Origin of the sequence: Marnyiella aurantia (genome assembly GCF_014041915.1) — a bacterium.
Lineage (GTDB): Bacteria > Bacteroidota > Bacteroidia > Flavobacteriales > Weeksellaceae > Marnyiella > Marnyiella aurantia.
The window spans coordinates 1,023,744-1,048,079 of record NZ_CP059472.1 but is presented as its reverse complement, the minus strand read 5'-3'; the positions used below and the strand labels follow the sequence as shown (position 1 = coordinate 1,048,079).

The window sequence follows — 24,336 nt, the reverse complement described above, 5'->3', positions numbered from 1 at the left end:
GATAAATAAAAAAACTACCCAATAATTTGAGTAGTCCAATATCATTACGTTGTAATGTAGATTATTTCTTTAGGAAAGCATCAACATCATCAGCGTTCATTACTTTTTCTTCAAAAATGTACGCTCCGCTTTTAGGAGATTTGTTCATCTTTACCACTTTTGCCATCTTTTTAGAGCTGGCGTCTTTCAGGGTTGCTACAACTTTCTTTGCCATTGTACTATTTCTTTATAAAGATTACTTAATTTCTTTGTGAAGGGTATACTTCTTCAAAACAGGATTGTATTTCTTAAGCTCCAGTCTTTCAGTAGTATTTTTCTTGTTCTTGGTGGTGATGTATCTGCTCATTCCGGCCATCCCTGTTTCCTTATGCTCGGTGCATTCCAGGATTACCTGAACTCTGTTACCTTTTTTTGCCATGATTACTAATTATTTAATAAATCCGTTTCTTTTTCCTCTCTGAACTGCTTCCTCGATCCCAACTTTATTGATGATCCTCAATCCGTGAGCAGAAACCTTCAGTGTAATGTTCTCTTCTGTTTCCGGAATGTAAAATTTCTTTTCCAACAAATTAATTTCAAAACGACGCTTCGTTTTGTTGTTAGCGTGGGAAACGTTGTTACCAACCATTGCACGCTTTCCTGTTATTTGGCAAATTCTTGACATATCTCGATGTTCTTTTTTGACTTAATTATTTGAGTTTGCAAAACTATGAAGAAAATATTACTTAGGCAAATATTTGTAAATTAAATAACTGCAAATCATATCTTTTTCTTCCCAAATGTTTCTTTCATAACCTGAAGTTTCTTCAGGATGGGGTAAAACAGAAGGAATCCGAGGGCAAAGATACAGATTCGCGACAGAAGATCACCGGTTCTGGTGTAAATTGTTTGCCCTTCATAAAGTTTAATTTTTCCAAACAGGATAGTTTGGTCACCGTAAAAGGTGTCGGCTTCAATATCACCCCGTGCATTTATATGTGCCGATATACCGCTGTTTGCCGCACGTGCGATCTCGCGTCTGGTCTCTATTGCCCGTAACCGTGCATAACACAGCAGTTGTTTATGTCCCTGGCTTACGCCCCACCAGCTGTCGTTGGTCATAATGGCAAGGAAATTCGCACCTTTTTTAATGTATTCTCCCGTAAACTCGCCGTAAATACTTTCGTAGCAGATTACCGGTGCCAGTTTGCCTGAATTGTAAGGGTTGCTGAAAACCTTGCGCTCCTCATCAATTCCCAATGAGGCTACGGTTCCACCCAGATTCAGCATCGCGTCACCCAGAATGGGTTTCAGTGTTCCAATGTAGGGAAATATCTCCACGCCCGGCACCAGTTTGCCTTTATGATATACCTGCGTTTTTTGTGCTGGCGTAACCTGCACCGCTGTATTGTAGCTCTCTACCCACATGCCTTGCCTGCTTTGATAGGCATTCTTCGGCGCGTCCTCTTCTTTGGTGAAGATACGGTGTGAAGATATTCCTGTTGCAAATACAGCGCCCGGTTTTCCCGCCGCATAGCTTTTCAGACCGTTGAGTAAAGCACTGTGTTCAATGCCCCCTTCGGAAATAGATCCGTATCCCGGAAGTGCCGTTTCGGGCGCGATATAGTAATCAATCTTTCCGCCGGAGCCCTGTTCTGCCAGAGACAGCAGTTCATCTAAGATCTGAAGGCTGTCTTTGGAGTATTTCTCTGTATACGGGTCCAGGTCGGGTTGCAGCATTAATACATTAACTTCCCCGACAGGTTTTTCGTCGAAGGTAGTGTACTGGAAGTACGAAATGAGCATGGGCAGGAGTGCTCCTGCCGCCAGAATCGCCGTGTTTTTTATTAGTGCCTGTCTTTTCCGTGCGGCTTCCCAAATTCTTAACGTATAAAATGCATACACGTTAACAAGCAGAATCCAAAAACTGCCTCCGGTGGCTCCCAATGTGTCATACCACTGTATAAGTTTGGGATAATCAGCAAAGGCATTACCCAGATTTAGCCAGGGCCAGGTGAGTTCCCACTCCAGGTGGAATTTTTCAAAAGCCATCCAGAGGGCTACCAGGAAAGCAAGACCCCAATAAGTTCCCTGTACCGATTTGTAACGGTGATACAGAGTGAAGACAATAGTGTAAAGAAGTGAATTGGTGAGCACTGGCACCACCACCGCAAATGCCGAATTGGAGCCGTCCGGGTTTTTGGCTCCATACAGCCAGCCTGTTGTCACTATGTTCCAGATGACGAATGCCAGATAGGAGAGTCCAAAGACCACAGCGGTCTTGTGTTTTATTTTCGAGAATTTAGTTATATCATGTTCCATTATCAGCAGCGGGACGAGTGCGATAAGGATAAAGAAGGGCACACCGTAGGTAGGCCAGGATATACTTAACAGTAGCGCTGATATGAGGGAGAGAACTATATATTTCATTATTCGGACTTTGAAGTGAACTTCAGTATAGAAGAGTTCAAATTTAATCTTTTAAAACGATTTCGTGCGCTGGCCGGAGGCTGAAACAGGCGTTTTCAATAAAATCCGTATCTTTGGGCAGATAAACTGATACCATGACAGACGTAATTATTTGCCCGAAATGCAACTCCGAATTTACCTATGAACAGGACAATTTACAGGTCTGTTCGCAATGCTTTCATGAGTGGGATCCGGCAGAGACTGATGCCGCAAGTAAAATTCTGGACAGTAACGGTAACGAACTTCGCGATGGCGACAGCGTAGTAGTGATAAAAGATCTTCCCGTAAAAGGAGCACCTAAACCTGTGAAAGCGGGAACTAAGGTGAAGAATATTCGCCTGCGTCCGGATTCTGACCATAATATCGACTGTAAAATCGACGGTTTCGGTTCAATGGCCCTGAAATCCGAATTTGTAAAAAAGGCGTAATCCGTTTTTCCGGATCTTTTGCAGTATATTGTCTACTTAAGATGGTCGGTTATGGAGGGTTTCCTTACCGATTGATCACTATCCATCACCACTTCAACATAAATATTCATGTTCAGAACATTCAGTAAAGTTGCAGAGAAGAAATTTACAGTAGGAAAGTTTCTTGTTATTCTGATGGCTGTTGACATACTCATCATTGTAGGACTGCTTACTTTAAGCCTGTTTCCTCAATTTTACCGTAAGAAAGATTTTTTCCTGGAGAGTACTTTTACCCTCAATATGGTTTTGGTTGGAATTTTCCTTCTTGCAGCGTTGAATTATGTGATTTTCAGCGGGCGCAACCGGTCCAGGCCTGTAGGGCAGGTAGAAATCCTTGAAGACAGGATTGTGGTTGATGAAGAAATAATTCCGATAGCTGAAGTGGAAAAGCTAAGGCTCATTGGCAACGATGTTAAAGGAGATTTCCGCGGATTTATTTCGAAAGGAATCCGTAACCAGATGGTCATTACCCAAACCGACGGAACCGTTTCGGAACTTATTTTTGAACAGACTTCAGCCAATAAACTTTTGGACAGAAAAGAAATTCTTGCTGTCTGGCACCAGAAAGGAAAACTTTCAGATTCCAATTATCAAAATATTCTGCGCAATACCAATTACTATTAACAGAAACCTGCGTTTTCGTACGTTTAGATCAGTTATTCAGCGTCTTCATTTTTCTCCTTCTGATAGTTGTAGTGATTCAGCAGAATCCGTATTTCGTTAAATTCAAAATCATTAGGCAACGCTTTTTTCCAGTCGGTAAGATTTTCATGGGTTTTTTCGCGGAATTCCTTTTCAAATGTCTTAATCTTTTCCTTCGCAAATACCCTCTCCAGTTCCAGCAGACCACGCTCTGCAAATTTGGCCAGATGCCCGTAAATAGTTTCAACTACAAGACCTCTTTCGCGGGAGATTTCAGGAATAGTTTTTCCGTTTTCAAAAAGCTGGAAGGTTAGGATATGCGATGGTACCTTAGCTATTTTAGACGTTACCGCAACATCATTTGCCTTGTCAAAAAGTGGTATGTCCAGTAGTTGAAGCAACTTCAGACTGTTTAGGTAATCTTCCAGATCGTCCAGCAGAACCCGGAAATCCTCATTGTACTGTTTAAGTCCCTTTGCAGCTTTATTTTCAGCATAAAACTCTTTAAGCGGTGAGAAGGCTTTAGCATTGATCTGGTTGAAAAAAAAGTTGACTGCACCTTTAGCCTTGGCTTCAACCTCCTTCCAGTCTTCTTTGCCGGAGATGAAGCTTTGGGTTTTCTGATGCATTATCTTCTCAAACTTCCGGAAAATTGTGTTGAAGTTTTCAGCTTCAGGCTTAATGGATTCGTACAGGAATTTCACTTTATCCCTGTCTATAAATTTGCTGCTGTTTGCTGTATTATGCCACGACTGCAGGGCAGGAAGTATCCAGCGGCAATCCAGGCGGTTTACAATTTTATGGATACTGTAATCATATTTTTCGGAATTGAGGATCTCCTCCAGCCGGTCGTTGGCCTGGGTTTCATCCTGGAACTGTGCTACCCGTCTGTCTGTTATAATAACCTCGGGGGTGATCTTCGATTTCAGGACAATGCCTTCCAAAGTCCGGCAGCGCGAGAGTGCCACATAAACCTGACCCGAAGCAAATGACTGTCCGGCATCAACTATAAGTCGGTCAAAGGTGAGCCCCTGCGATTTATGGATGGTAACTGCCCATGCCAGCCGGATGGGGTATTGGTTAAAACTCCCCAGTACCTCCTCCTTTATCGTTTTATCCGAAGCCAGTGAGTATTTTTTCTGCTCCCACGTTTCCTTTTTAAGAATGTAGGTTTCATCGCTGCCATCAATCTGAACAACAATTTCCTTCTCCTCAACCTCCAGCACTTCAGCCAGCTTACCGTTAAAATACTTTTTCTCGCCGCTTGCGTCATTCCGGATAAACATTACCTGACAACCGGGCTTCAATTCCAGCACCTCATCATTGGGAAATTGGTTTTCGCTGAAGGTCCCTTCAATATCCGCGGCATACATACGTGATTTCCCCGGCAGTTCTGCCAGCCGTTTCCGGTTGATTTCGTCGGCCATGCGGTTGTGTGAGGTCAGATAAACATAAGGTTCATCCCCCGGTTCAAAATCAGGGATATACCGCCGGTTAAGCATCTCAAAATCAATATCACCAACTACACCTTCGCGTATGTCATTCAGGATTTCCAGAAATGTTTCATCGGTCTGGCGGTAAACTGTGGTAAGTTCAATAGTGATCAGCGGTACTTCTTTCAGCGCATGGCTTTCGAAGAAAAACGGAGAGTTGTAGTATCTTTTTAATACATGCTCGTCCCGTACAACCGGGGGTAACTGATAAAGGTCGCCAATGAAAAGCATCTGGACCCCACCAAACCTCTTGTCGCTCCTGCGTACGAAGCGCAGGGAATGATCCATCATGTCCAGTACATCGGCACGGAGCATGGAAACTTCGTCAATGATGATCAGTTCAATTTCGCGTAAAAGTTTCAGTTTTTCCTTACGGTACTTAAAATGGAGCATCAGGTCGGCGATGTTCAGGGCAATGTTACCGTCAATGCGTTCGTACGTGGGCAAAAACGTGCGGGGCGGCAGTCCGAACATGGAATGTATTGTGACACCTCCCGCATTAATTGCAGCAATTCCGGTTGGAGCCAGAACAATATGTTTTTTGGTGGTTTTCCTCACAAACTCGCTTAGGAAAGTGGTCTTACCTGTGCCGGCTTTTCCGGTGAGAAAGATGCTTCTGCTTGTATTCTCTGCGAGGTCAAAAAGCTGCTGATTCATGAGGTAAAATTAGGTAAAATTAAGGTCAAACAAAACTGGGTTAATTTCACACTGCCCAATTTTTTTGGCTAAATTTGGCGACAACATCACTATAATCAACTATGAAGAAAGCACTTGTGATCCTCACAGCTATACTAACGGCAGCTGCCTGTTCGTCCAAAAAACCTGTAACTGATGTAAATACGCTTCCAAAGGACGTGGCGTTAAAGCCTGTTCGCGAGGCTGAAACGGAAGATGAAGTGTTACTGCAGGAAAGAGAAAATATCCGTGTAATGAGGGCATCCATAGATTCACTGCGCGATTCACATACATGCAGCGGGACCGGAGACTGGCGCATCTCACCGCTCGGCTCCAAACCTTGTGGAGGTCCTGCAGCTTATATCGCCTATAATAAAGAGGTTGAATCTGAAATCCTGCCCAGAATACAGGAGTTTACAAGACGCCAAGCTGCTTACAACAGCCGTAGAAATCTTTTTTCCGATTGTAAGGTTGAGCCCCAACCTACGGGAATTAAGTGTGAGTCCGGTAAACCTGTTTTGATTTTTAGTGATGATAGTCAGTCTTTAAACGCTGATTAAATCATTGTATCGTCCGGTGTTTTACTGTCACTTTGTACATCACAATCTACCATACAGACGATCTCGGATTTCTTATCCTCCGCAATCATTTGGGGATTCCATTTTGCATGCTTGGACGGTTTAACATTCAGCCCTTTCTTTTGTGAATACACTTTTGTGAATTCGGCACCCAAGAAAATCAGCTGGCAGGTATAATTTACCCAAAGCATCAGAAGAATGACGGTTCCAGCTGCACCAAAGGCAGATGTAGGATTAAAGTTTTCAAAGTAGTAAGTGATCAGGTATTTACCAATGGTAAAAAGCAGGGTAGTGGCAAAGGCGCCTGTCCAAACGGATTTCCACGGTAATTCCACATCGGGAAGGACTTTAAACATAAATCCAAAAAGAACCATTGTAATCATGAAGCCCACGCCTATATTTAGCAGTTGTACAAGGAAATAAGTTTCTACACTGAAATGTGCCACTATCCAGTCATTGGCCATGCCGATAAATGATGAAAGCAGCAGGGTTATCAACAAAAGAAAAGCAATCACGAGGATAAGTCCCAGAGAGTTGGCACGGTCCAGGATAAATTTTTGCCACGCTTTTTTTGGAGCAGGTTCCACATCCCATAATTTATTCAGAGACTTTTGTAGCTGGAAGAAAAGCGAGGTAGCACCGAAAACCAATGTGCCTACCCCAAAAGCTTTCATCCAAATGTTTTCTTTGTCTACCATGCCGCTTACGACCATCTCTTCCACCTGTTTGCCCACATTCTGCCCCATCATGCTGCCAATGAACTGTGTAATCTCGCCACGGACAGCTTCTGCGCCAAAGAATATACCTGCGACCCAAATTATGATAATGAGCAGACCGGGTACGGAAAAAATAGCACTGTATGCCAGACTAGCGGCGTCGGTACCAAGATCACGTGCGCTCCAGTCTTTAAAAGTAGCTACAAGAATGTCCCAAAATTCTTTTAATTTTTTCATAGTTCCATTTGCCGGAACCGAATCCAATTTTAATGCCTTTCAGTCCTTTCCCTTTAAGGAAACTGGTTGCCATTGGCTTTTGAGTATGCAATATCTGTGGACATCCTGAAATTCGTTTTGGTGATAGTACTCCTGCTTAAGAAATCCTTCATGCTTCATTCCAGCCTTCTCCATCACCTTTCCTGAAGCGGGATTTTGTGTGAAATGAGTCGCAAAAATCTTATTAAGGTCCAGGGTTTCAAATCCAAATCGAAGTACTGCCATCAAGGCTTCACCAGCATATCCCCGACCATGGAATTCCTTTCCTAACCAGTAGCCGACCTCGGCTTTACGATGCTCATTCACTGGATGAAGCCCTATCATACCAATAAATCGGCCTGACCTCTTGTCTCTTAATGCGAATCTGAACGCAGATCCGCTTTTCCAGCCTTCGTGGCAGATTGCCAACCAATTTTCAGCATCTGCAAGGGTATAGGGATTGGGAATATTGAAGATATTCCGTGGAATTTCTTCTGTTGAATTTATCTGCGCAGTAATGTCGTCTAAATCAGTTTCGGCAGGCGGGACCAGCAGCAACCGCGATGTACGAAGTTCAGGATAGGGAAACATAGAAAGGCATCTTTTTAATTCTGCCGAAGTGTTCACGTTGTAATTCAAACCGCATTATCGTTATACCACCCGGAGTATTTTACGTAATTGTTGGCAATGCGGTTTACCTCACCTTCTAAAAGTTCAGAAGAGATATCCTTAATTTTCCTGGCTGGGATTCCACCCCAGACCTCACCGGATTTGATATGGGTGCCCTGCGTTACCACAGATCCTGCTCCTACTATGGAATTGCTTTCCACCGTACAGTCGTCCATAACGATGGCGCCCATCCCGATCAGCACATTATCCTTAATATGACAGCCGTGAACAATTGCGTTATGGCCTATAGACACGTTGTTACCAATGATCAGCGGGTATTTCTCGTAAGTGCAGTGAAGCATGGCATTGTCCTGCACATTTACCTTATCGCCCATTGTTATATAATGAACATCGCCGCGGATTACGGCATTGTACCAAATACTGCAGTCTTTTCCCATGGTAACATCGCCAATGATAGTTGCGGTTTCTGCCAGAAATGTATTATCGCCTATTTGTGGGCGCTTACCCAAAAGTTCTTTTACTAAAGCCATTATGAATTTTTGTTAATTGAATATAGGTTACGGAAGGATTGAAAATATCTAAATGCCGGATTCTGTAAGCCGTTTTATAATCTGTATTTTTGTACATTCAAATTTAAAGAATAAAATGAGACAAATAATTATAGAACCTACCGAAAACCCGAAAGTGATGAAGTTTGTAGCCGACTACAACCTGATTCCGGGTTCGCTGGAACTGGACAGGTCTTCAGATATATCAGAAATCCCGCTGGCGCAGGAACTTTTCAATTACCCCTTTGTAGACCGGATTTTCATAACGGCTAACTTTATTGCGGTGGCAAAACAGGACAGTGTGGAATGGGAAATGGTTGCCGAAAGCCTTAAGAATGTTATTGAGGATGAGCTTCTGGCCAATCCGCGGATCTACCTTCAGAAAAGAAAGGAGATGTATCAGATCTATGCTGAGATGACTCCCAATCCAAACGTGATGAAATTTGTATCCAGCCGATTGCTTCTGGATGGTTTCGTTGAGGTGAAAAGCAGGGAGCAGGATTTAGATGTTCCTTTGGCTAATGCCGTATTTAAGGAGTTTGATTTTGCGAAGGAAGTTTTCATTTCCGATAATTTTGTGGCAGTTACAAGGGACGAGTCTGTACAGTGGCACGAAGTGATGGTGGCGGTACGCGCTTTTATCGCGGAATATCTTCAGAATGGTGGCGGAATCTCCAATATCACCGCGCAAAAGCATGAGAGTCCGGTTGAAAATATCATCAACAGAGAATATACCGACAACGAGCAAAAGATTTCCGATATCCTGAATGAATATGTAGCACCTGCTGTAGAGAATGACGGCGGTAAGATTTCTCTGCTGGAATACGATGCGGATACAAAGACTGCCAAAATGTTATTGCAGGGTGCCTGCTCGGGATGTCCAAGCTCTACGGCGACGCTGAAAGGCGGAATTGAGAATCTGCTGAAACAGTTTGTACCCGAACTTGTAGAACAGGTTGAAGCGGTAAACGGATAATTAGAATTCATCTTACTATTTTTTGATTTTCAGGGGTGTTACTGCAGTTCATTAGGTACGCACCCCACACTTAGAAGATCAAGCTTTCCACAAAAATATTAAATTATAAAAAATTGCAGGATATCAACAGTCAGGCGTCGGGGATGCCTACACGCAAAGGTATTTTACTTGTCAATCTGGGCTCGCCAAAATCTACAGAGGTAAATGACGTAAAAGAGTATCTGGACGAATTTCTGATGGATGAAAGGGTCATTGATTACAGATGGTTTTTCAGGAGTCTGCTCGTTCAGGGGATTATCCTGCGCACAAGACCTCCAAAATCGGCTGAAGCATACAAGACCGTCTGGACGCCGGAAGGTTCGCCGCTGATTGTGATCACCAAACAGATTCAGGCAAAATTACAGAAGCTTGTAGATGTACCCGTGGAAATAGGGATGAGGTATGCCGAACCCAGCATTGAAAACGGTATCCGCAAACTTACTCAACAGGGTGTTACTGATATTGTGCTTTTTCCGCTTTACCCTCAGTATGCCATGAGTACTACTGAAACTGTTGTTGAAAAGGCCGATGAAGTACGAAAAAAGTTTTTCCCGGGAATCAGGATAAACTATGTGCAGCCTTTTTATAACCGAGATATTTATATAGAATGCCTGGCCGAAAGCATCCGCGAAAAACTGCCGGAAAATTACGATGCCCTTCAGTTTTCTTATCACGGGGTTCCGGAGAGGCACATTTACAAGACAGATCCTACAAAAACCTGTAACCTGAACGACTGCTGTTCGCGGGAAAGCAACCCGAGTCATCAGTTCTGCTACAGACATCAGTGTTTTAAAACCACCGAGACTGTCATCCAAAAACTGAATATACCAAAAGAAAAGACCATAGTGACTTTCCAGTCCAGACTGGGCAATGACAAATGGATTGAACCGTATACTGACGAGACCCTCGAAAATTTACCAAAGAAAGGCGTAAAGAATCTGGCCATTGTGTGTCCTGCCTTTGTTTCCGACTGCCTGGAAACCCTGGAGGAAATCTCTGTTGAAGGGAAGGAAGAATTCATGCATGCCGGCGGCGAGAATTTCCACTACATACCCTGTCTCAATGATGAAGACCGGTGGATTGAGGTGGTGAAGACCCTTTGCGAAGAGCGACTGGACGATTTTTTCCTGGTTTAAACTACCTTACCGGTGTCCGGAATTCGCCGTAACCCATCAGGCCGTCATAGTTGCGGCCGAACGGCGTATAGTACAGATAGGCCTGATAAAGGTTTTCGGTTTGCCAGAAGTTACCGTTGATCTCGCCAAAGTTTAACTGCCCGCCGGGCGCCTTTGTTGCCAGAATATAGTTGTAGAATCCCTGTTTCAGGTATATTTTTGCAACATACATTCCTCTGCTTTCATCGTAAACCATCTGGCTCTCTTTGCCGGCCGTAAAATCATTGAAGGCACCTAATACATAGATTTCCCTGTCCATCTTGTGTGATTCCAGGGTGAAATGTACCCAGGAATAATCGGCTTCGTTATCAGCATTCCGTTCTATTCCCACATCATTTCTGCGGAAATAAAAGGCGCCGTTCACATCGGGCTGGTATTGGTAGTTTTCTGGGTAGGCCCAAACCGGATAAAGATAGGTATAGTTGGTGCCCTCTATCTGCTCCGTACCCGATACCATATCTATCGCCTGATCTATAATCTTGTTGTCGAAATAATAAAACTCCATATTTCCCGGAAACGCAAGATTCATTTGCTGAAACATAATCCGGTTTCCCAAAGTTGTAGTAGGTCGCAGATTATGGAGAGACATATTTGAATTGTTGTTTTGAACCACCGAAAGACTTACGGAATTTATATTTTGAAGCAGTGCCGGTCCGCTGGCCTGAACCTCAACTCTCTGATTAACGTGGGGGTTTCTGACGTCGGTTGTTCTGCTTACAATCACTCCCACTTCTGCAGCTGCTTCCACCACAGAAAATCTTTTTGTAAAAACCGGTCGGCTGGCACTGTCTCTATAAACAATCAGCTCAAAATTTCCTGATATTTTAGGTTGAATTTTTTCATTTGGAAACGTCAGCGTATAGTTTGTATACTTCTGTAAAGTGTTGAATGAGTATTTAAACTGATCTATCAGCGCGTTCAGGCTTCCGTTCGCATATTCGGTAAAAAATAGTCCGTCTTCCTGCCAATTGCGGTCCAGATGCCGGATCGTGTATCTGTATGGAGTGCTTGAATTGGAAAAATCGTCAAACTTGAGTATGAGCCTGTCATTAAAACCGATTACCGGCGTCTCATCATTGGTCTGAGGATTGAAAAGCTGTATGCCGCGGATGTCCTGCCCGAAAAGGAAAGCAGACAGAAACATAAATGTTAAAGTTAATGATTTCATCCCCACGAAGATAACGAAAATTACACCAACCGCTGAAAGCCGGTTCGGCGCTAGTAAGGGAATTTGTACTTTTGCTTTTTATAAAATAACACAATGCTTCATATAAAATCTTTCGCCTTTAATCCGTTTTCCGAAAATACGTATGTCATTTACAATGATGAACGTCTGGCGTTTATTGTAGATCCCGGTAATTTCAGCGATGCGGAAACAGATCAGCTTCAGAATTTTATATCAGAAAATAAGTTAACAGTCCGGAATATACTGCTAACCCATGCGCATATCGACCATGTATTGGGTTTGCAGTGGTCGCACGATACGTATAAAGTTCCCGTGATGATTCACGAAATTGAGAAAGAGATCCTGGACCGCAATCCGATGGATGCCAACCGGTTTGGTTTCTTTTTTAAACCTTTCAGCGGCGAACTGGTATTCCTGAAAGAAAACGAGGTCATTTCTCTTGGCGATGATCAGCTTCAGCTAATACATGTGCCTGGACATTCGCCGGGAAGTATGGCCTATTACTCTAAAGAAAGCAGTCTGACTGTTTCCGGCGATGTTCTGTTCGAAGGAAGTATTGGACGCACAGATTTATATAAAGGCAATCACGAGCAGCTTATCGCCAGTGTGAGCGAAAAGCTTTTTACACTGCCCGATGAAACCAAGGTGTACAGCGGTCACGGTAATCCAACCACGATAGGATTTGAAAAGCAGTATAATCCTTTCTTCAGATAAAATAAACGCACCTAATCAGGTGCGTTCGGTTTTTATTTCCATTTGATGTTGCAGCCCATACTCGGCCGCTGCATTTCTTCCTGAGGTGCGCCCGCAAGAAGATTTTCGAAAGCTACGATCAAATCTTCACCGGTGATTTCCTTCTGATTACCCGGCCTGCTGTCGTCCATCTGACCACGGTAAACAAGATCCAGTTTGTCATCAAAAAAGAAGAAATCCGGTGTACAGGCGGCATCGTACGCTTTTGCAATTGCCTGGCTCTCGTCGTACAGATATGGAAAGTCGAATTTTCTCTCCACCTGAAACTCCGCCATCTTCTCCGGTGCATCTGCCGGATACTTTTCAGCATCATTCGCATTGATCGCAATGAACTCAATTCCTTTATCATTGTAATCTTCATAGAGTTCCGCCAGCTTGTCAATCACATGAAGTACAAAAGGGCAGTGATTGCACATAAAAATTACAAGGGTTCCTTTTTCACCTTTCAGTTCCTCCAGAGACTGAAGTTCATTGGAGTGTGATGGGTTAGGAAGTTCGAAGAAGGGAGCCTTAGTCCCCAGCTCAAGCATATTGGAAGGTGTATTTGCCATTACTTTCAGTTTTTTGGTTTGATATTGTGATTCAGAAGCAAAGATAAGGATTCCTGCAGTGAATTTTCGTAGTTTACCCATTGGATATCCTCTTCCTTCCGGTACCAGGTAAGCTGCCTTTTTGCAAACCTCCTGGAATTTTTCCTTACTTCGTCCAGAGCGAAATCAAGCGTCCACTGGCCATCTAAATGTTTGAAAAGCTCTGTGTAACCAACAGTTTGCAGTGCGGTGAGGTCGCGGTAGGGAAGAAGTGACTGAACTTCCTTCAGCAGGCCTTTTTCCATCATCAGTGTAACTCTTTCGTTAATGCGCTCGTAAATGATTTCCCGCGGCGCTCCAATGCCGATGCGGATCATTTCAAAACCGCGTGGCTCTGGTGGCTCTGCAATATTTTCAGTATAGGTTTTCCCCGTCTGCCAAATCACATCCAAAGCCCGGAACAGCCGGCGGTGATTATCTCTGTCCACGACCTCAAAGTAGGCCGGATCCTCTTTTTGAAGTAAATCCTGTAATGCTTCAATACCGTGTTCTTTAAAAATCGCTTCAAGTTTCTGCTGATTTTCCGCATTAGCCTCAGGCAGACTGTTCAGGCCTTCAATTACGGCTTTTTCGTACATCATGCTGCCGCCCACAAGAACGGCAACCTCATGTTTTCTGAAAAGTTCAGAAATCCGTTGGAGCGCGTCCCGTTCGTACTGACCAATGGAATAATAATCCTGCACGGAAAGGTTGCCTATAAAATGATGAGGTACCGCTGCTAACTCTTCAGCAGAAGGCGCGGCCGTGCCAATGGGCATTTCACGGAAGAACTGCCGTGAGTCGCAGGAGATAATTTCAGTGCCGAAATGTTTTGCAATATTTATCGCAAGCGCGGTTTTTCCTATACCAGTAGTGCCTACAATGGAAATTAACTTTTTCACACTGCAAATTTCCTTAATTTTTTTCAGAAATGCACGGTCCCGAATTAGCCGCGCCGAGTCCGCAGTTTCCCTCAATAATCTTTATCTTTGTTACCTAATTCTATTCTATGATTTTATCCATGACCGGCTTCGGCAGAAGCGAAGGGGTCTTAGAAGGCAAGAAAATAACAGTTGATATCAAATCTCTGAACAGTAAGTCTTTTGATCTGAATATCAAGATGCCGCAGCGCTATAAAGAAAAGGAGTTCGAAATTCGTAAGGTACTGAATGACCGTATTATGCGTGGTAAGGTAGACTGTTATATCAATCTGGAAACTACAAACACGTCCGGAGATACAAGTATCAATTCTGAACTTGTAAAATCATATATGTCCCAACTGAAAGCAGTTGCAGGCGATGGACCTGATTTTGAATATCTTAAGATGGCCATCAGAATGCCCGATGCTACCACAGCAAAGAATGACGAGGTTGATGACAGTGAATGGGTATTGATTAATCAGCTTGTAGACCAGGCTTTAACAAAATTCGAAGAATTCCGTAAGACCGAAGGCGATATTCTGCACGAAGAGCTTAAACGGAACATTCATAATATAGAAACCTATCTTTCCATGGTGGTGCCTTACGAAGGAATCCGTCTGGAAGCCGTGAAGGAGCGGTATCAGAACACGCTTAAGGAGTTCGGAAATATAGATGAGACGCGTTTTTATCAGGAATTGGCCTATTACACTGAGAAACTTGATATTTCCGAAGAAAAAGTGCGCCTGGTGCAGCACCTGAAGTATTACACCGAAGTAATGAAGAACGAAAACCTGAACGGTAAAAAGTTAGGTTTCATCTCTCAAGAAATCGGACGCGAGATCAATACGCTGGGTTCCAAGGCAAACCATGCAGAAATCCAGAAACTGGTCGTTATGATGAAAGATGACCTGGAGAAGATTAAAGAGCAGACCTTAAACGTTTTATAAAAAAATACTTATCGCAATCAGATGCAAAAAGTTATCATATTCTCAGCACCTTCCGGCAGCGGTAAAACGACTTTGGTAAAGCATTGCCTGGAAACTTTTCCGCAACTGTCATTCTCAGTTTCCTGTACCACGCGCCGTCCGCGAGGCGAGGAGAAAGACGGTGTGGATTATCATTTCCTTACACCCGACGATTTCCGTGCACGCATAGCCGAAAATGCTTTTGTGGAGTTCGAGGAAGTGTATGAGGACAAATATTACGGCACCCTGAAATCTGAAGTGGAGCGCATTTGGGACGAAAAAAAGATTGTCATTTTTGATGTTGATGTTAAAGGTGGCATCTCCCTTAAAAAATACTTTGATGATAAGGCAATATCAATTTTCATTATGCCTCCGTCTATTGAAGAGCTGGAAAGGAGACTCAATCTGCGTGCTACCGATGATGCTGAAACTATTGTGAGCCGTTTGGCGAAAGCAGGAGAAGAAATGACGTATAAAGATCACTTTGATGAGATTTTGGTCAATGACGATCTGCAGGTTGCCAAAGATGCCGTAGTAAAGGTGATTGAAAATTTCCTGGCCTCATGAAAATTGCCATCGTGGGTTGCGGTTGGGTAGGGGTTCGGCTGGCTGCTTTTTTGAAGGAAAAAAATCATCAGGTCATTGTGACCACTACCACAACGGATAAATTAGAGTATCTAAGGTTGGTAGCCCCGGAAGCTTATCTATTTGATTTTACTAATCCTCAGGAAGTTCCGGAACTTAACGCTGCAGATCTGGTGATTTTCAGCATGCCGGTGGCAAAAGACAGTTGGCTTGAAGGCTTCAGGAAATCGAAGTTTAATACAAAACAAACCGTCTTTTTTAGTTCTACCGGCGTTTATCCTCAGCAAAATGGTGTATTCACCGAAGATCATACTGAAAATCTGAGAGAAGATATTGTAAAAGCCGAAGAAACGGTACTGGCGAAATTTCCGCAAACCATAGTTCTCCGTTTGGGCGGAATAATGGGAGACGAAAGATCCCTGCAGAATTTCTACCGAACTAAATCCCCGGCGAATCCTGAAAAGAAAGCGAACCATATCCATTTTGAGGATATACTTCAGGCCATCGATGTTCTCATCACCAGCCCGCGCGGCGGCGAGACCTATAATCTGGTTGCTCCCGAGCATCCCACGCTTGGAGAAATTTTAAAAACTGGATCAGATACTACATCAGCAGATTCATATGATAACGGGCAACGAATCATAAGCTCTCAAAAGCTGATCAGCGATTTTAATTTTAAATTTAAACATCCCAATCCTAAATATTTCTAGTATGAGTACCGAATTTTTAGATAAAGCAAAAGCAAATCTTCCTGTTAGGGGATTCCTTAATATTGAAAATGTAGTCATTCCACAGGGCGAAGCTTTGGTGCAGGCCATTCTGGACCTTAAAAAGGAAAAAAATGCCGTAATTCTTGCGCATTACTACCAGCCACCTGCTATCCAGGATATCGCCGATTTTCTGGGTGACTCTCTGCAGTTGGCCCGTCAGGCAAAGGATACTGATGCAGATATGATCGCTTTCTGCGGTGTACATTTCATGGCCGAAGCTGCCAAAATCCTGAACCCAACCAAAAAAGTAGTACTTCCCGATACTCAGGCAGGCTGCTCACTGGCTGATGGCTGCAGCGGCGAAGGTCTACGTGCTATGCGTGCCAAACACCCTAATGCCCTTATCGCAACTTACATAAACTGTAATGCTGAAACAAAAGCCGAATCTGACATCATAGTTACAAGTTCCAATGCGGAAACCATTATCAGGTCACTTCCTGCGGACAGACCCATCATCTTTGCTCCCGATAAAAATCTGGGTGCATGGCTAACCAAGAAAACCGGTCGTGATATGATTCTATGGGACGGTAGCTGTATCGTGCACGAAGCGTTCTCCATGGAAAGGATTGCTACCCAACTTGCTCAGAATCCGGACGCTAAACTTATCGCACATCCGGAAAGTGAATCCGCAGTATTGGATTTGGCTCATTTCATCGGTTCCACCTCAGCGTTGCTTAATTATGTTGAAAAAGACGACAGCCAGAAGTTTATTGTAGCAACCGAAGAAGGAATTCTGCATGAGATGAAAAAGCGTGCTCCACACAAAGAACTGATTCCTGCATTGGTTTTTGATGAAAGCTGTAACTGCTCCGAATGTTTTTATATGAAGCGGAACACGATGGAAAAACTTTATCTGTGCATGAAGTATGAATTACCTGAAATCCTGATTGACGAAGAGTTGCGCCTGAAGGCATTAAGACCTATCGAGGCTATGCTTGAAATGAGTAAGACGATAAAGTAATATGTTGATTTGATGATTTGCTGAGGTCGGGGTGTTAAGGCAACCTGATCTGATGACAGAAACCACCAGCTTAAAAAAGTTCATCAAATATTAATCAATCATAAGAATAAGGAAATGAGCTCAAAAATACTGCTGGAAAATCTGAAGATATACGCTTACCATGGCGTACTTCCGGAAGAAACGCTTACCGGAACCTATTATTTGCTTAATGTTGAACTGCATGCCGATCTCTGGAAGGCTTCAGAAAGCGATGACCTTTTGGATACCATTAATTACGCTGAAATAAACTCCATTATCCATGAAGAGATGATGGTTCCTTCCAAACTGCTGGAACACGTAATCGGACGGATTATCGGCAGACTGGAGCGGAAGTATCAACAACTCACTTATGTTCGAGTTAAGCTTACCAAAACTAACCCGCCTATGCAGGGTGAGATGGATGGAGTAAGCGTGGAGATGGAAAAGAGTTTCATCTAAATCTGTCAGCTGTCGAATACGTGGTACAGAAGTGCTTTTACGAGATATTTTCAGAAATAATTTTTTAAAATTAAATAAAAGGCTATATTTGCACACCCAAATGGTTCTTTGGCCGAGTGGCTAGGCAGTGGTCTGCAACACCACGTACAGCGGTTCGAATCCGCTAGGAACCTCCAAACCAGCAGATTTCACTGCTGGTTTTTTGCTTTTAGGAACATTTAAACTATTTAACATTTCCTTAACAGTGCTTTGGTGCTACATTTGGCATGGTATGGCCGAAGAAGAAGTTGAATTAAAAAATTGAGTTATGAAAAATATAATTGCAGCAGGTGCAGTATCCCTTATGATGCTGACGGCCTGTCAAAAAGATGATAAATTAGCCGAAAAATCAGTTGAACAGCAGAAAATTGAATTTCAGCAGCGTCAGTTAGAGATCGAAAAGCAGAAATTAGCTATTGAAAAAGAAAGAATGGCTTATGAAACTCAAAAAAAAGCAGACAGTGTTGCACAAGTGCAACAGGCCCGTCAGGCTTCGGCCGCCTCTGCTAAAACAAATGTAGTGCGCGAAACGCGTACAGTTTACGTGGACAACACACCACGTTATTCCAATAACAGTGGATCCTCATCCGGTAATTCCGGTGCCGTTCAGCAGGCTCCCCAGAAACAGGGGATCAGCCATACCGCTAAAGGTACTGTTGTAGGTGCTGTTACAGGTGCTGCTGCAGGTGCATTGCTTAACAAGAAGAACAGAGGTGGTGGTGCCGTTGTAGGTGGTATTATCGGTGGTGCCAGTGGTTATGTGATCGGACGTCAGGTAGATAAAAAGCAGGGACGTATCCCTCAATAAATTATGTAGATTTAATAGTGAAAGCCGCTTTTTGCGGCTTTTTTTTTGGCGGGGCATCTACATATACCCATTCATTCTATGCAGGGCAACTCAGGGCTTTTCATTAACTTTGTGCTATGATCAATCTCGGAAATTTTCTAACCCTGTCTACATTTGGTGAGAGTCACGGTACTGCCTATGGTGGAGTGATTACTAATTTTCCTGCCGGACTTAAGCCTGATTTCCAGGAAATACAGCGTCAGTTGGACCGCAGACGACCGGGACAGTCCACGATTGTAACGCAGCGGAAAGAAAATGATTCGGTGAAATTTCTCTCGGGTGTATTTAATGGAACTACAACGGGTACGCCCATAGGTTTTATCATCGAAAATGAAAATCAAAAGAGTCAGGATTACGATCATCTGGCAAATGTCTACCGACCAAGCCATGCCGATTTTACTTACGACCGTAAATTTGGCATAAGGGATTATCGTGGCGGAGGCAAATCATCAGCCCGAGAAACTGTGAATTGGGTAGTGGCAGGTAGTCTGGCCCGGCAAATTCTGCCGTCTGATGTCCAGATTCAGGCCTACGTATCGTCAGTTGGTGAGATTTTCTGCGAAAAACCCTATCAGGATCTGGATTTGTCTAAAACAGATGACAATGATGTCCGCTGTCCTGATCCAGCCACTGCAGAAAGAATGATTACAAGGATTAAGGAGATTAAAAAAGAAGGCAACACGATCGGAGGGACCATTACCTGTGTGATTAAAAACCTGCCCGCAGGTGTTGGCGAGCCGGTATTTGGTAAACTCCAGGCCGAACTTGCAAAAGCGATGCTGAACATCAATGCCGCCAAAGGCTTTGAATACGGAAGCGGTTTTTGCGGTGCCAGAATGACCGGTATGGATCACAACGATTTGTTTAACGAAGATTTCACTACTAAAAGTAATCTTTCAGGCGGTATTCAGGGTGGAATATCCAATGGGATGGATATTTATTTCCGTGTAGCCTTTAAGCCGGTTGCGACAGTGTTACGCGACCAGCAAAGCGTGAACAGTTCCGGTAGTACCGTTACTGTCGCAGGAAAAGGTCGGCACGATGCCTGCGTTTTACCCAGAGCGGTGCCAGTGGTGGAAAATCTGGCGGCTTTCGTGCTTGCAGATCTTTTTTTAATCAACAAGCTGAGGAAATTCAATAATCAACAGTCTGAAAATAATAGAATTTAATATGGAAGAATACTGGAAAGCGGGCATTTCGTTTGAAGAATACTTAAAAATCGCAGAGGAGAGAGTAGAAGTGCCTAAGACAGAGGCGGATCATGAAATGATGGAGTACTATAAACTGGGTCTCCAGCGAATGAACAGAACTTTGAAAACACTTCATTTTGACCCACTTCAGTACGAAACATTACGCGAAAAGAATTTTCAGGGAAGAATTCTGATTATCTCCGAAGCCTGGTGTGGTGATGCAAGTGCTACTGTGCCGGCCGTGGTACGGTTTTTTGAAGGTTATAATGAGGTAAGGATTTTCCTGCGTGACAGCGACCCCTCATTAATTAATCAGTTCCTCACAGCCGGAACCCAATCCATCCCGAAAATTTTAATTCTAAACGAAGATTTCTCTGTAAAGGCAGTCTGGGGACCACGCCCAGCCTTCGGCAATGAGCTTCTTAAAAAATTTAAAACTCAGCCAGACACCTATCCACGGGAAGAGTTTTATAATGACCTTCAGGTATATTATGCCAAGAACCGGGGCACGGATGTCATTGATGAAATTTTAAAACTGATTTGAAAATGAAATTTTTACGAAAGAATTTAATTTTTATTATACTCCTTGTTGTTGCAGGAATTGCTGTTGCTGTACCCAACGTACGCAATTACATCCAGGAACAGTTTATTCCGGTCGCAACCGTTCAGGAGGCAGTAACTGTAGATGATGCTGACTATGACGTAAAACTGAAGGGAATAAACACAACCAGCACCAACCTGAAGAATTTCAAAGGGGAAAAGTTGGTTTTCCTTAATTTTTGGGGCACCTGGTGTAAACCTTGCCGCGAGGAATGGCCCTCTATACAGAAACTTTACGACTCCAAAAAAGATGACATGGATTTCGTGCTGATTGCCATGATGGATAAGGAAGAAGATGTGCGGAAATTCCTTCAGGAAAATAATTATACGGTCCCTGTGTACATAGCCGAAAGCCCAATTAACGGAAAGATCCTTCCAAAAGTATTTCCCACCACATTTATCCTGGATTCTAACGGCCGCATACTTCAAAGGGAGACTGCAACAAAGGACTGGAATACAGAGGCTGTGCATTCATTTATTGATAAATTTATTCCGGCGAAAAAATAATTTTATAAGTTTATTAACAGGTTTCAAACCACCATTGGCAGGTTAATTGTTTATTTCGTACCCTAGAAATACATAACACAATAATGAAATATTCTAAAATTGAACTGGCTAAGCAAGCCATTAAGCACAAAGGTTTTATAAAAAAGATTCCGGACATCATCCGAATGTTAATTATTGGAGAAAAGGACAGTATCCAGTCAATGCAATCGACATTATTTTACCGCTGTTGGGGCTTTTATATGTTATTTCTCCAATTGACCTTCTGCCAGAAATCGCTATTCCCGTACTTGGAGTGGCCGATGATCTGGCGGTTCTCTCATTGGCACTACCCAAATTACTGAAGGAAGTAGATAGATTTCTTCTTTGGGAAGCCGAAAAAATAGGCAATATCAGGAATATATCCGACGCTGAAATCATAGACTAATCACCATATATAGCCCGCTGAAGCGGGCTTTTTTTGTTTACTGCCTTATATGTTGTGGCCTGAAAGAATAAATAATAATGTAGAAAAAACTATTTTTATAAAAATTTACAATGAGAATAGAATCAGTAAGTGTGGAAGATTATCTGACTAAGGTACCGGATGAAAGAAAACCTGCAATGCAGAAACTTTATGAAACTGTGAAAGAAAACCTTCCGCCGGACTTTGAAGAAGCTGTAAGTTATGGGATGATGGGTTGGAATGTTCCGCTTTCAGTTTATCCAAACGGTTATCACTGCACTCCCGGCGAACCTCTGCCGTTTCTGGGTATAGCCTCCCAAAAGAATTTCATTGCTTTTTATCACATGGGAATGTATGCCAATCCCGAACTCCACGACTGGTTTGTAGCCGAGTATCCCAAACACTGCAAGCGCAAGCTGGATATGGGGAAATCCTGCATCAGATTTAAAAAACCGGACGAAATTCCTTTTGAACTTATGGGACAACTGGTACAGAAAATGACTGCTCAGGACTGGATTGACCTTTATGAAGAAAAATTGCGGAAGTAACCGAGTAGTTTAGCAGGAGGTTTTTGGATTATCATACATATCCGACTGATCTTCAGAAGTTGTGTCCAGACACTTAAGATCTTTTTCCACAAGCAGGAACAGTCCGCCTTCTTCACCGTTATCGACATAATCCTGCACTCCGATTTCGTCTGTATAGATCAGGATACAAAGTTTATCATGTGGCAGATGCACGGTCATGTTACCATCCGCAAATGTGCAGTGCATCTTTGGCGCTTCTGTATTCTTCTGTAAGATATAGGTGAAGATATTTCGCGGTGAAACTACTGTTGATTCTGTTACTTTACCTGTTTCCCTGAGTGCCTGTACATCTCTTTTAGTCAGTCGTAACCGAATGCTGTTTCCTTTTATTCTTATTTTCATGAGTTAAATATAAGAATTAGAACTTTACACGGTCAGCCCCTGAATAGATATTTGCGTTTCCGTTCTTTAGGAATCCGATCAGTGTGATGCCGAATTTTTCTGCAGTTTCCACCGCCAGTGAGCTGGGTGCTCCAATGGCGCACACCACAGGAATCCCAGCCATTGCGGCTTTTTGGATGAGTTCAAAACTCGCCCGGCCGCTAAGCAGCAGAATCCGGTCCTGCAAAAAGAAAGTTTCACCCTCTGATTTCAACAACTCAGCACCAATAAGTTTGTCCAGAGCGTTGTGCCTACCAACATCTTCACGAAGCGAGATCAATTCTCCCTGAAAGTCAAATAAGGCAGAGGCGTGGATTCCTCCTGTAGAATTGAAGGTTTCCTGAGCTGCCCGCAACTTATCGGGAAGCGTGAAGATGTGCTGCATATTGACTTTTGCATCTTTACGCCGGTCCGTTATTCTGCAAACCTGCATAATGGCCTCAATGCTTTCCTTGCCGCAAACACCGCAGCTGCTGGTGGTATAAAAGTTACGTTTAACTTTCTGCAGGTCGTGCGAGGCTCCGGGCTTAAGCCGGACCGTGATCTGATTCTCGCCCATGCTTTGGTGAGGTGGATTATTGAGGTCGTTAGCTGATAAAATGATGCCTTCGGTAAAGAGGAAGCCTGTTGCCAGCTCGCCGTCATTGCCGGGAGTTCTCATGGTAACAGAAAGCTGCGTTGTTTCGCCATTTGCGCTTACCGATATTTCCAGCGGTTCTTCCACTGCCAGCACATCATTCACTGAGGCGGTTTGTTTTCCGAAATTCTGCACTTTGCTGATGATTACGTCCTTGGTCATGCCTATTTTTTTTTTACGTATCGGTTAAACCGAGATGCTCCAGATGCGAAGTTAGCTTTTGAAATTCATCCTGAGTGTTTACGTTAAGCATAAAACTCATATCCGGCAGTTCCACCTTATCAGTGCGAATCGCTCTGAGAAATTTGTTTAAGGAATTTCCTCCGCCCGAAGTAAATTTTTTCAGTTTTGCTACCGCTGCCGGTTCCAGAATAGAAACCAAAGGCTCTGTGCGGCCCTCGATCGTGAAACAAACTGCTTCCGCTGTGAAGTTTCTTGCGTTATACAGCGCGATCAGATGCTCCGTTTTCAATAGCGGATAGTCTACTGCCACTATAAAACAGCCCTGATCCCGGCCCTCCATGCAACTAAGTATACCGGTGAGCGGACCTTTGCTGCTGTATTTTTCCTTATCTGTCACAAGAGTACCTGAATGATTTTCCGGCCAGCTTGCCACCTGATTTTCATTAACGGAAATCAAAACTTCATCACAGAAGAGATTCAGCATTTGATGCAGCAATTTCCATTGCGGTAAATCACCAAACTGCAAAACGGCTTTATCCATTTTCATCCGCGAACTTTCGCCACCACAAAGCACAATGCCAGCAAGGGGAGGGAAGCTATTTCCGTTAAAGAATAATCGCGGAAGGATTTTAGAATTATTAAGCCCGTATTTATTTACAAACTGTTCTGTGAGGGCGGCTCTGACTACGAACAAGAGTTTAGCACGGTGTGGTCCGTTATTCTGAAGAATTTGGGTTATAAGTTGGTGAAAACCCTTTTCCTGCTTCAGCTCAAGCGGTCCAGTTTCATCAATGATGATCCACTCAAGGTTGGATTGAAACAGACTGAGAACAGATTTGCCAGCCCAATCAAATGCGTCTTCGTTAAACGTGAATCGGCCAACTTTTAGAGTACCTTCCTGTGATTCCATCAGGCACTCGTCGCCTGAGCCAACATTTACAAAATGTCGTTTTCCGTTAATTACCGGAGATACTATTCCGCCAACATTGGGTGAATTTTTTGCCCAGTCGGCCAGCAAAGTAGTTTTGCCGGAGCCTGTGTCACCGGAGAAAATAAATATATTGCCACTGAAAGCCATCAGTTAAATATAATGAA

At 43.4% G+C, this 24,336-nt stretch carries 31 protein-coding genes and 1 tRNA gene; 18 read left to right on the top strand and 14 right to left on the bottom strand.

Annotated features, from left to right (window positions below; translation table 11 throughout):
* Positions 1-61: 61 nt before the first annotated feature.
* The 4 genes from H1R16_RS04815 to lnt form a co-directional block, all read right to left on the bottom strand.
* Positions 62-214, bottom strand: coding sequence for a DUF4295 domain-containing protein (locus H1R16_RS04815; protein ID WP_181887674.1), 153 nt, complete (start codon positions 212-214; stop codon positions 62-64).
* 21 nt (positions 215-235) lie between these two features.
* Positions 236-418 (bottom strand): 50S ribosomal protein L33, encoded by a 183-nt coding sequence (gene rpmG / locus H1R16_RS04810; RefSeq protein ID WP_181887673.1) that lies wholly within the window; start codon positions 416-418, stop codon positions 236-238.
* 9 nt (positions 419-427) lie between these two features.
* Positions 428-664: a 50S ribosomal protein L28 gene (rpmB, locus tag H1R16_RS04805; RefSeq protein ID WP_158064774.1), complete on the bottom strand. Its 237-nt coding sequence runs from the start codon at positions 662-664 to the stop codon at positions 428-430.
* 95 nt (positions 665-759) lie between these two features.
* Positions 760-2,409 (bottom strand): apolipoprotein N-acyltransferase, encoded by a 1,650-nt coding sequence (gene lnt / locus H1R16_RS04800; protein WP_181887672.1) that lies wholly within the window; start codon positions 2,407-2,409, stop codon positions 760-762.
* 134 nt (positions 2,410-2,543) lie between these two features.
* On the opposite strand from lnt, the gene H1R16_RS04795 reads away from it, so the two are divergent.
* Positions 2,544-2,876, top strand: coding sequence for a zinc ribbon domain-containing protein YjdM (locus H1R16_RS04795; RefSeq protein ID WP_181887671.1), 333 nt, complete (start codon positions 2,544-2,546; stop codon positions 2,874-2,876).
* Between the two features lie 108 nt (positions 2,877-2,984).
* Positions 2,985-3,539: a hypothetical protein gene (locus tag H1R16_RS04790; RefSeq protein ID WP_181887670.1), complete on the top strand. Its 555-nt coding sequence runs from the start codon at positions 2,985-2,987 to the stop codon at positions 3,537-3,539.
* Positions 3,540-3,571: 32 nt separating this feature from the next.
* On the opposite strand, the gene H1R16_RS04785 is transcribed toward H1R16_RS04790, so the two are convergent.
* Positions 3,572-5,707: a helix-turn-helix domain-containing protein gene (locus tag H1R16_RS04785; protein ID WP_181887669.1), complete on the bottom strand. Its 2,136-nt coding sequence runs from the start codon at positions 5,705-5,707 to the stop codon at positions 3,572-3,574.
* Positions 5,708-5,808: 101 nt separating this feature from the next.
* Between H1R16_RS04785 and H1R16_RS04780 the strand changes: the two genes are divergently transcribed.
* Entirely contained in the window at positions 5,809-6,285 is a 477-nt protein-coding gene (locus H1R16_RS04780) for a hypothetical protein (RefSeq protein ID WP_181887668.1), read from the top strand.
* On the opposite strand, the gene H1R16_RS04775 is transcribed toward H1R16_RS04780, so the two are convergent.
* From H1R16_RS04775 to H1R16_RS04765, 3 genes are read right to left on the bottom strand one after another with little or no spacing between them, the layout of a single operon-like run.
* Positions 6,282-7,256, bottom strand: a complete 975-nt coding sequence (locus H1R16_RS04775) for a YihY/virulence factor BrkB family protein (protein WP_181887667.1) — start codon at positions 7,254-7,256, stop codon at positions 6,282-6,284. The two genes, H1R16_RS04780 and H1R16_RS04775, sit on opposite strands and share 4 nt — an antisense overlap.
* 39 nt (positions 7,257-7,295) lie before the next feature.
* Positions 7,296-7,865, bottom strand: coding sequence for a GNAT family N-acetyltransferase (locus H1R16_RS04770; RefSeq protein ID WP_181887666.1), 570 nt, complete (start codon positions 7,863-7,865; stop codon positions 7,296-7,298).
* Between the two features lie 44 nt (positions 7,866-7,909).
* Positions 7,910-8,434 (bottom strand): gamma carbonic anhydrase family protein, encoded by a 525-nt coding sequence (locus tag H1R16_RS04765; protein WP_181887665.1) that lies wholly within the window; start codon positions 8,432-8,434, stop codon positions 7,910-7,912.
* Positions 8,435-8,549: 115 nt separating this feature from the next.
* Between H1R16_RS04765 and H1R16_RS04760 the strand changes: the two genes are divergently transcribed.
* Entirely contained in the window at positions 8,550-9,428 is an 879-nt protein-coding gene (locus H1R16_RS04760; protein ID WP_181887664.1) for a NifU family protein, read from the top strand.
* Positions 9,429-9,571: 143 nt separating this feature from the next.
* Complete coding sequence (hemH, locus tag H1R16_RS04755) at positions 9,572-10,603, top strand: ferrochelatase (protein ID WP_181887800.1); 1,032 nt, start codon at positions 9,572-9,574, stop codon at positions 10,601-10,603.
* Position 10,604: 1 nt separating this feature from the next.
* On the opposite strand, the gene H1R16_RS04750 is transcribed toward hemH, so the two are convergent.
* Positions 10,605-11,810: a type IX secretion system plug protein gene (locus H1R16_RS04750; RefSeq protein WP_181887663.1), complete on the bottom strand. Its 1,206-nt coding sequence runs from the start codon at positions 11,808-11,810 to the stop codon at positions 10,605-10,607.
* Positions 11,811-11,903: 93 nt separating this feature from the next.
* On the opposite strand from H1R16_RS04750, the gene H1R16_RS04745 reads away from it, so the two are divergent.
* Complete coding sequence (locus tag H1R16_RS04745; protein WP_181887662.1) at positions 11,904-12,542, top strand: MBL fold metallo-hydrolase; 639 nt, start codon at positions 11,904-11,906, stop codon at positions 12,540-12,542.
* Between the two features lie 32 nt (positions 12,543-12,574).
* On the opposite strand, the gene H1R16_RS04740 is transcribed toward H1R16_RS04745, so the two are convergent.
* Positions 12,575-13,132: a thioredoxin family protein gene (locus tag H1R16_RS04740; protein ID WP_181887661.1), complete on the bottom strand. Its 558-nt coding sequence runs from the start codon at positions 13,130-13,132 to the stop codon at positions 12,575-12,577.
* A gap of 5 nt (positions 13,133-13,137) precedes the next feature.
* Positions 13,138-14,052, bottom strand: a complete 915-nt coding sequence (gene miaA, locus H1R16_RS04735) for a tRNA (adenosine(37)-N6)-dimethylallyltransferase MiaA (protein WP_181887660.1) — start codon at positions 14,050-14,052, stop codon at positions 13,138-13,140.
* A 107-nt stretch (positions 14,053-14,159) separates the two neighbouring features.
* On the opposite strand from miaA, the gene H1R16_RS04730 reads away from it, so the two are divergent.
* The 12 genes from H1R16_RS04730 to H1R16_RS04675 all read left to right on the top strand — a co-directional run bounded on the left by H1R16_RS04730 (position 14,160) and on the right by H1R16_RS04675 (position 22,001).
* Positions 14,160-15,017 carry a YicC/YloC family endoribonuclease gene (locus H1R16_RS04730; protein ID WP_181887659.1) on the top strand — a complete coding sequence of 286 codons (858 nt, stop codon included), beginning with the start codon at positions 14,160-14,162 and terminating at the stop codon, positions 15,015-15,017.
* A 21-nt stretch (positions 15,018-15,038) separates the two neighbouring features.
* Entirely contained in the window at positions 15,039-15,602 is a 564-nt protein-coding gene (gene gmk, locus H1R16_RS04725; RefSeq protein ID WP_181887658.1) for a guanylate kinase, read from the top strand.
* Positions 15,599-16,330, top strand: coding sequence for a Rossmann-fold NAD(P)-binding domain-containing protein (locus H1R16_RS04720; protein ID WP_181887657.1), 732 nt, complete (start codon positions 15,599-15,601; stop codon positions 16,328-16,330). The genes gmk and H1R16_RS04720 overlap by 4 nt, the downstream gene beginning before the upstream one ends.
* Before the next feature lies 1 nt (position 16,331).
* The gene (gene nadA, locus H1R16_RS04715; RefSeq protein ID WP_181887656.1) at positions 16,332-17,351 is read left to right on the top strand and encodes a quinolinate synthase NadA; all 1,020 of its coding nucleotides are present in this window, start codon (positions 16,332-16,334) and stop codon (positions 17,349-17,351) included.
* 114 nt (positions 17,352-17,465) lie between these two features.
* Positions 17,466-17,828: a dihydroneopterin aldolase gene (folB, locus tag H1R16_RS04710; RefSeq protein WP_181887655.1), complete on the top strand. Its 363-nt coding sequence runs from the start codon at positions 17,466-17,468 to the stop codon at positions 17,826-17,828.
* A 102-nt stretch (positions 17,829-17,930) separates the two neighbouring features.
* Positions 17,931-18,004, top strand: a tRNA-Cys gene (locus H1R16_RS04705).
* A 131-nt stretch (positions 18,005-18,135) separates the two neighbouring features.
* Positions 18,136-18,675 (top strand): glycine zipper domain-containing protein, encoded by a 540-nt coding sequence (locus H1R16_RS04700; protein WP_181887654.1) that lies wholly within the window; start codon positions 18,136-18,138, stop codon positions 18,673-18,675.
* Positions 18,676-18,791: 116 nt separating this feature from the next.
* A complete protein-coding gene (aroC, locus tag H1R16_RS04695; protein WP_181887653.1) occupies positions 18,792-19,883 on the top strand; it encodes a chorismate synthase in 1,092 nt (363 codons plus the stop codon).
* Between the two features lies 1 nt (position 19,884).
* Positions 19,885-20,448, top strand: a complete 564-nt coding sequence (locus H1R16_RS04690) for a thioredoxin family protein (protein WP_181887652.1) — start codon at positions 19,885-19,887, stop codon at positions 20,446-20,448.
* Positions 20,449-20,450: 2 nt separating this feature from the next.
* Positions 20,451-21,011, top strand: coding sequence for a TlpA family protein disulfide reductase (locus H1R16_RS04685; protein ID WP_181887651.1), 561 nt, complete (start codon positions 20,451-20,453; stop codon positions 21,009-21,011).
* A gap of 226 nt (positions 21,012-21,237) precedes the next feature.
* The gene (locus tag H1R16_RS12350) at positions 21,238-21,435 is read left to right on the top strand and encodes a YkvA family protein (RefSeq protein ID WP_318028043.1); all 198 of its coding nucleotides are present in this window, start codon (positions 21,238-21,240) and stop codon (positions 21,433-21,435) included.
* A gap of 110 nt (positions 21,436-21,545) precedes the next feature.
* On the top strand, positions 21,546-22,001 hold the full coding sequence (locus H1R16_RS04675; protein WP_181887649.1) for a DUF1801 domain-containing protein: 456 nt from the start codon (positions 21,546-21,548) through the stop codon (positions 21,999-22,001).
* Positions 22,002-22,010: 9 nt separating this feature from the next.
* Here the strand turns inward: H1R16_RS04675 and H1R16_RS04670 are convergent, their stop codons facing one another.
* Genes H1R16_RS04670 through H1R16_RS04660 form a run of 3 tightly spaced genes read right to left on the bottom strand, consistent with a single transcriptional unit; the run spans position 22,011 to position 24,319 of the window.
* Positions 22,011-22,382 (bottom strand): DUF7009 family protein, encoded by a 372-nt coding sequence (locus H1R16_RS04670; RefSeq protein ID WP_181887648.1) that lies wholly within the window; start codon positions 22,380-22,382, stop codon positions 22,011-22,013.
* A 16-nt stretch (positions 22,383-22,398) separates the two neighbouring features.
* Positions 22,399-23,220 carry a formate dehydrogenase accessory sulfurtransferase FdhD gene (gene fdhD / locus H1R16_RS04665; RefSeq protein ID WP_181887647.1) on the bottom strand — a complete coding sequence of 274 codons (822 nt, stop codon included), beginning with the start codon at positions 23,218-23,220 and terminating at the stop codon, positions 22,399-22,401.
* Between the two features lie 13 nt (positions 23,221-23,233).
* The gene (locus tag H1R16_RS04660) at positions 23,234-24,319 is read right to left on the bottom strand and encodes an NTP transferase domain-containing protein (RefSeq protein WP_181887646.1); all 1,086 of its coding nucleotides are present in this window, start codon (positions 24,317-24,319) and stop codon (positions 23,234-23,236) included.
* Positions 24,320-24,336: the final 17 nt, after the last annotated feature.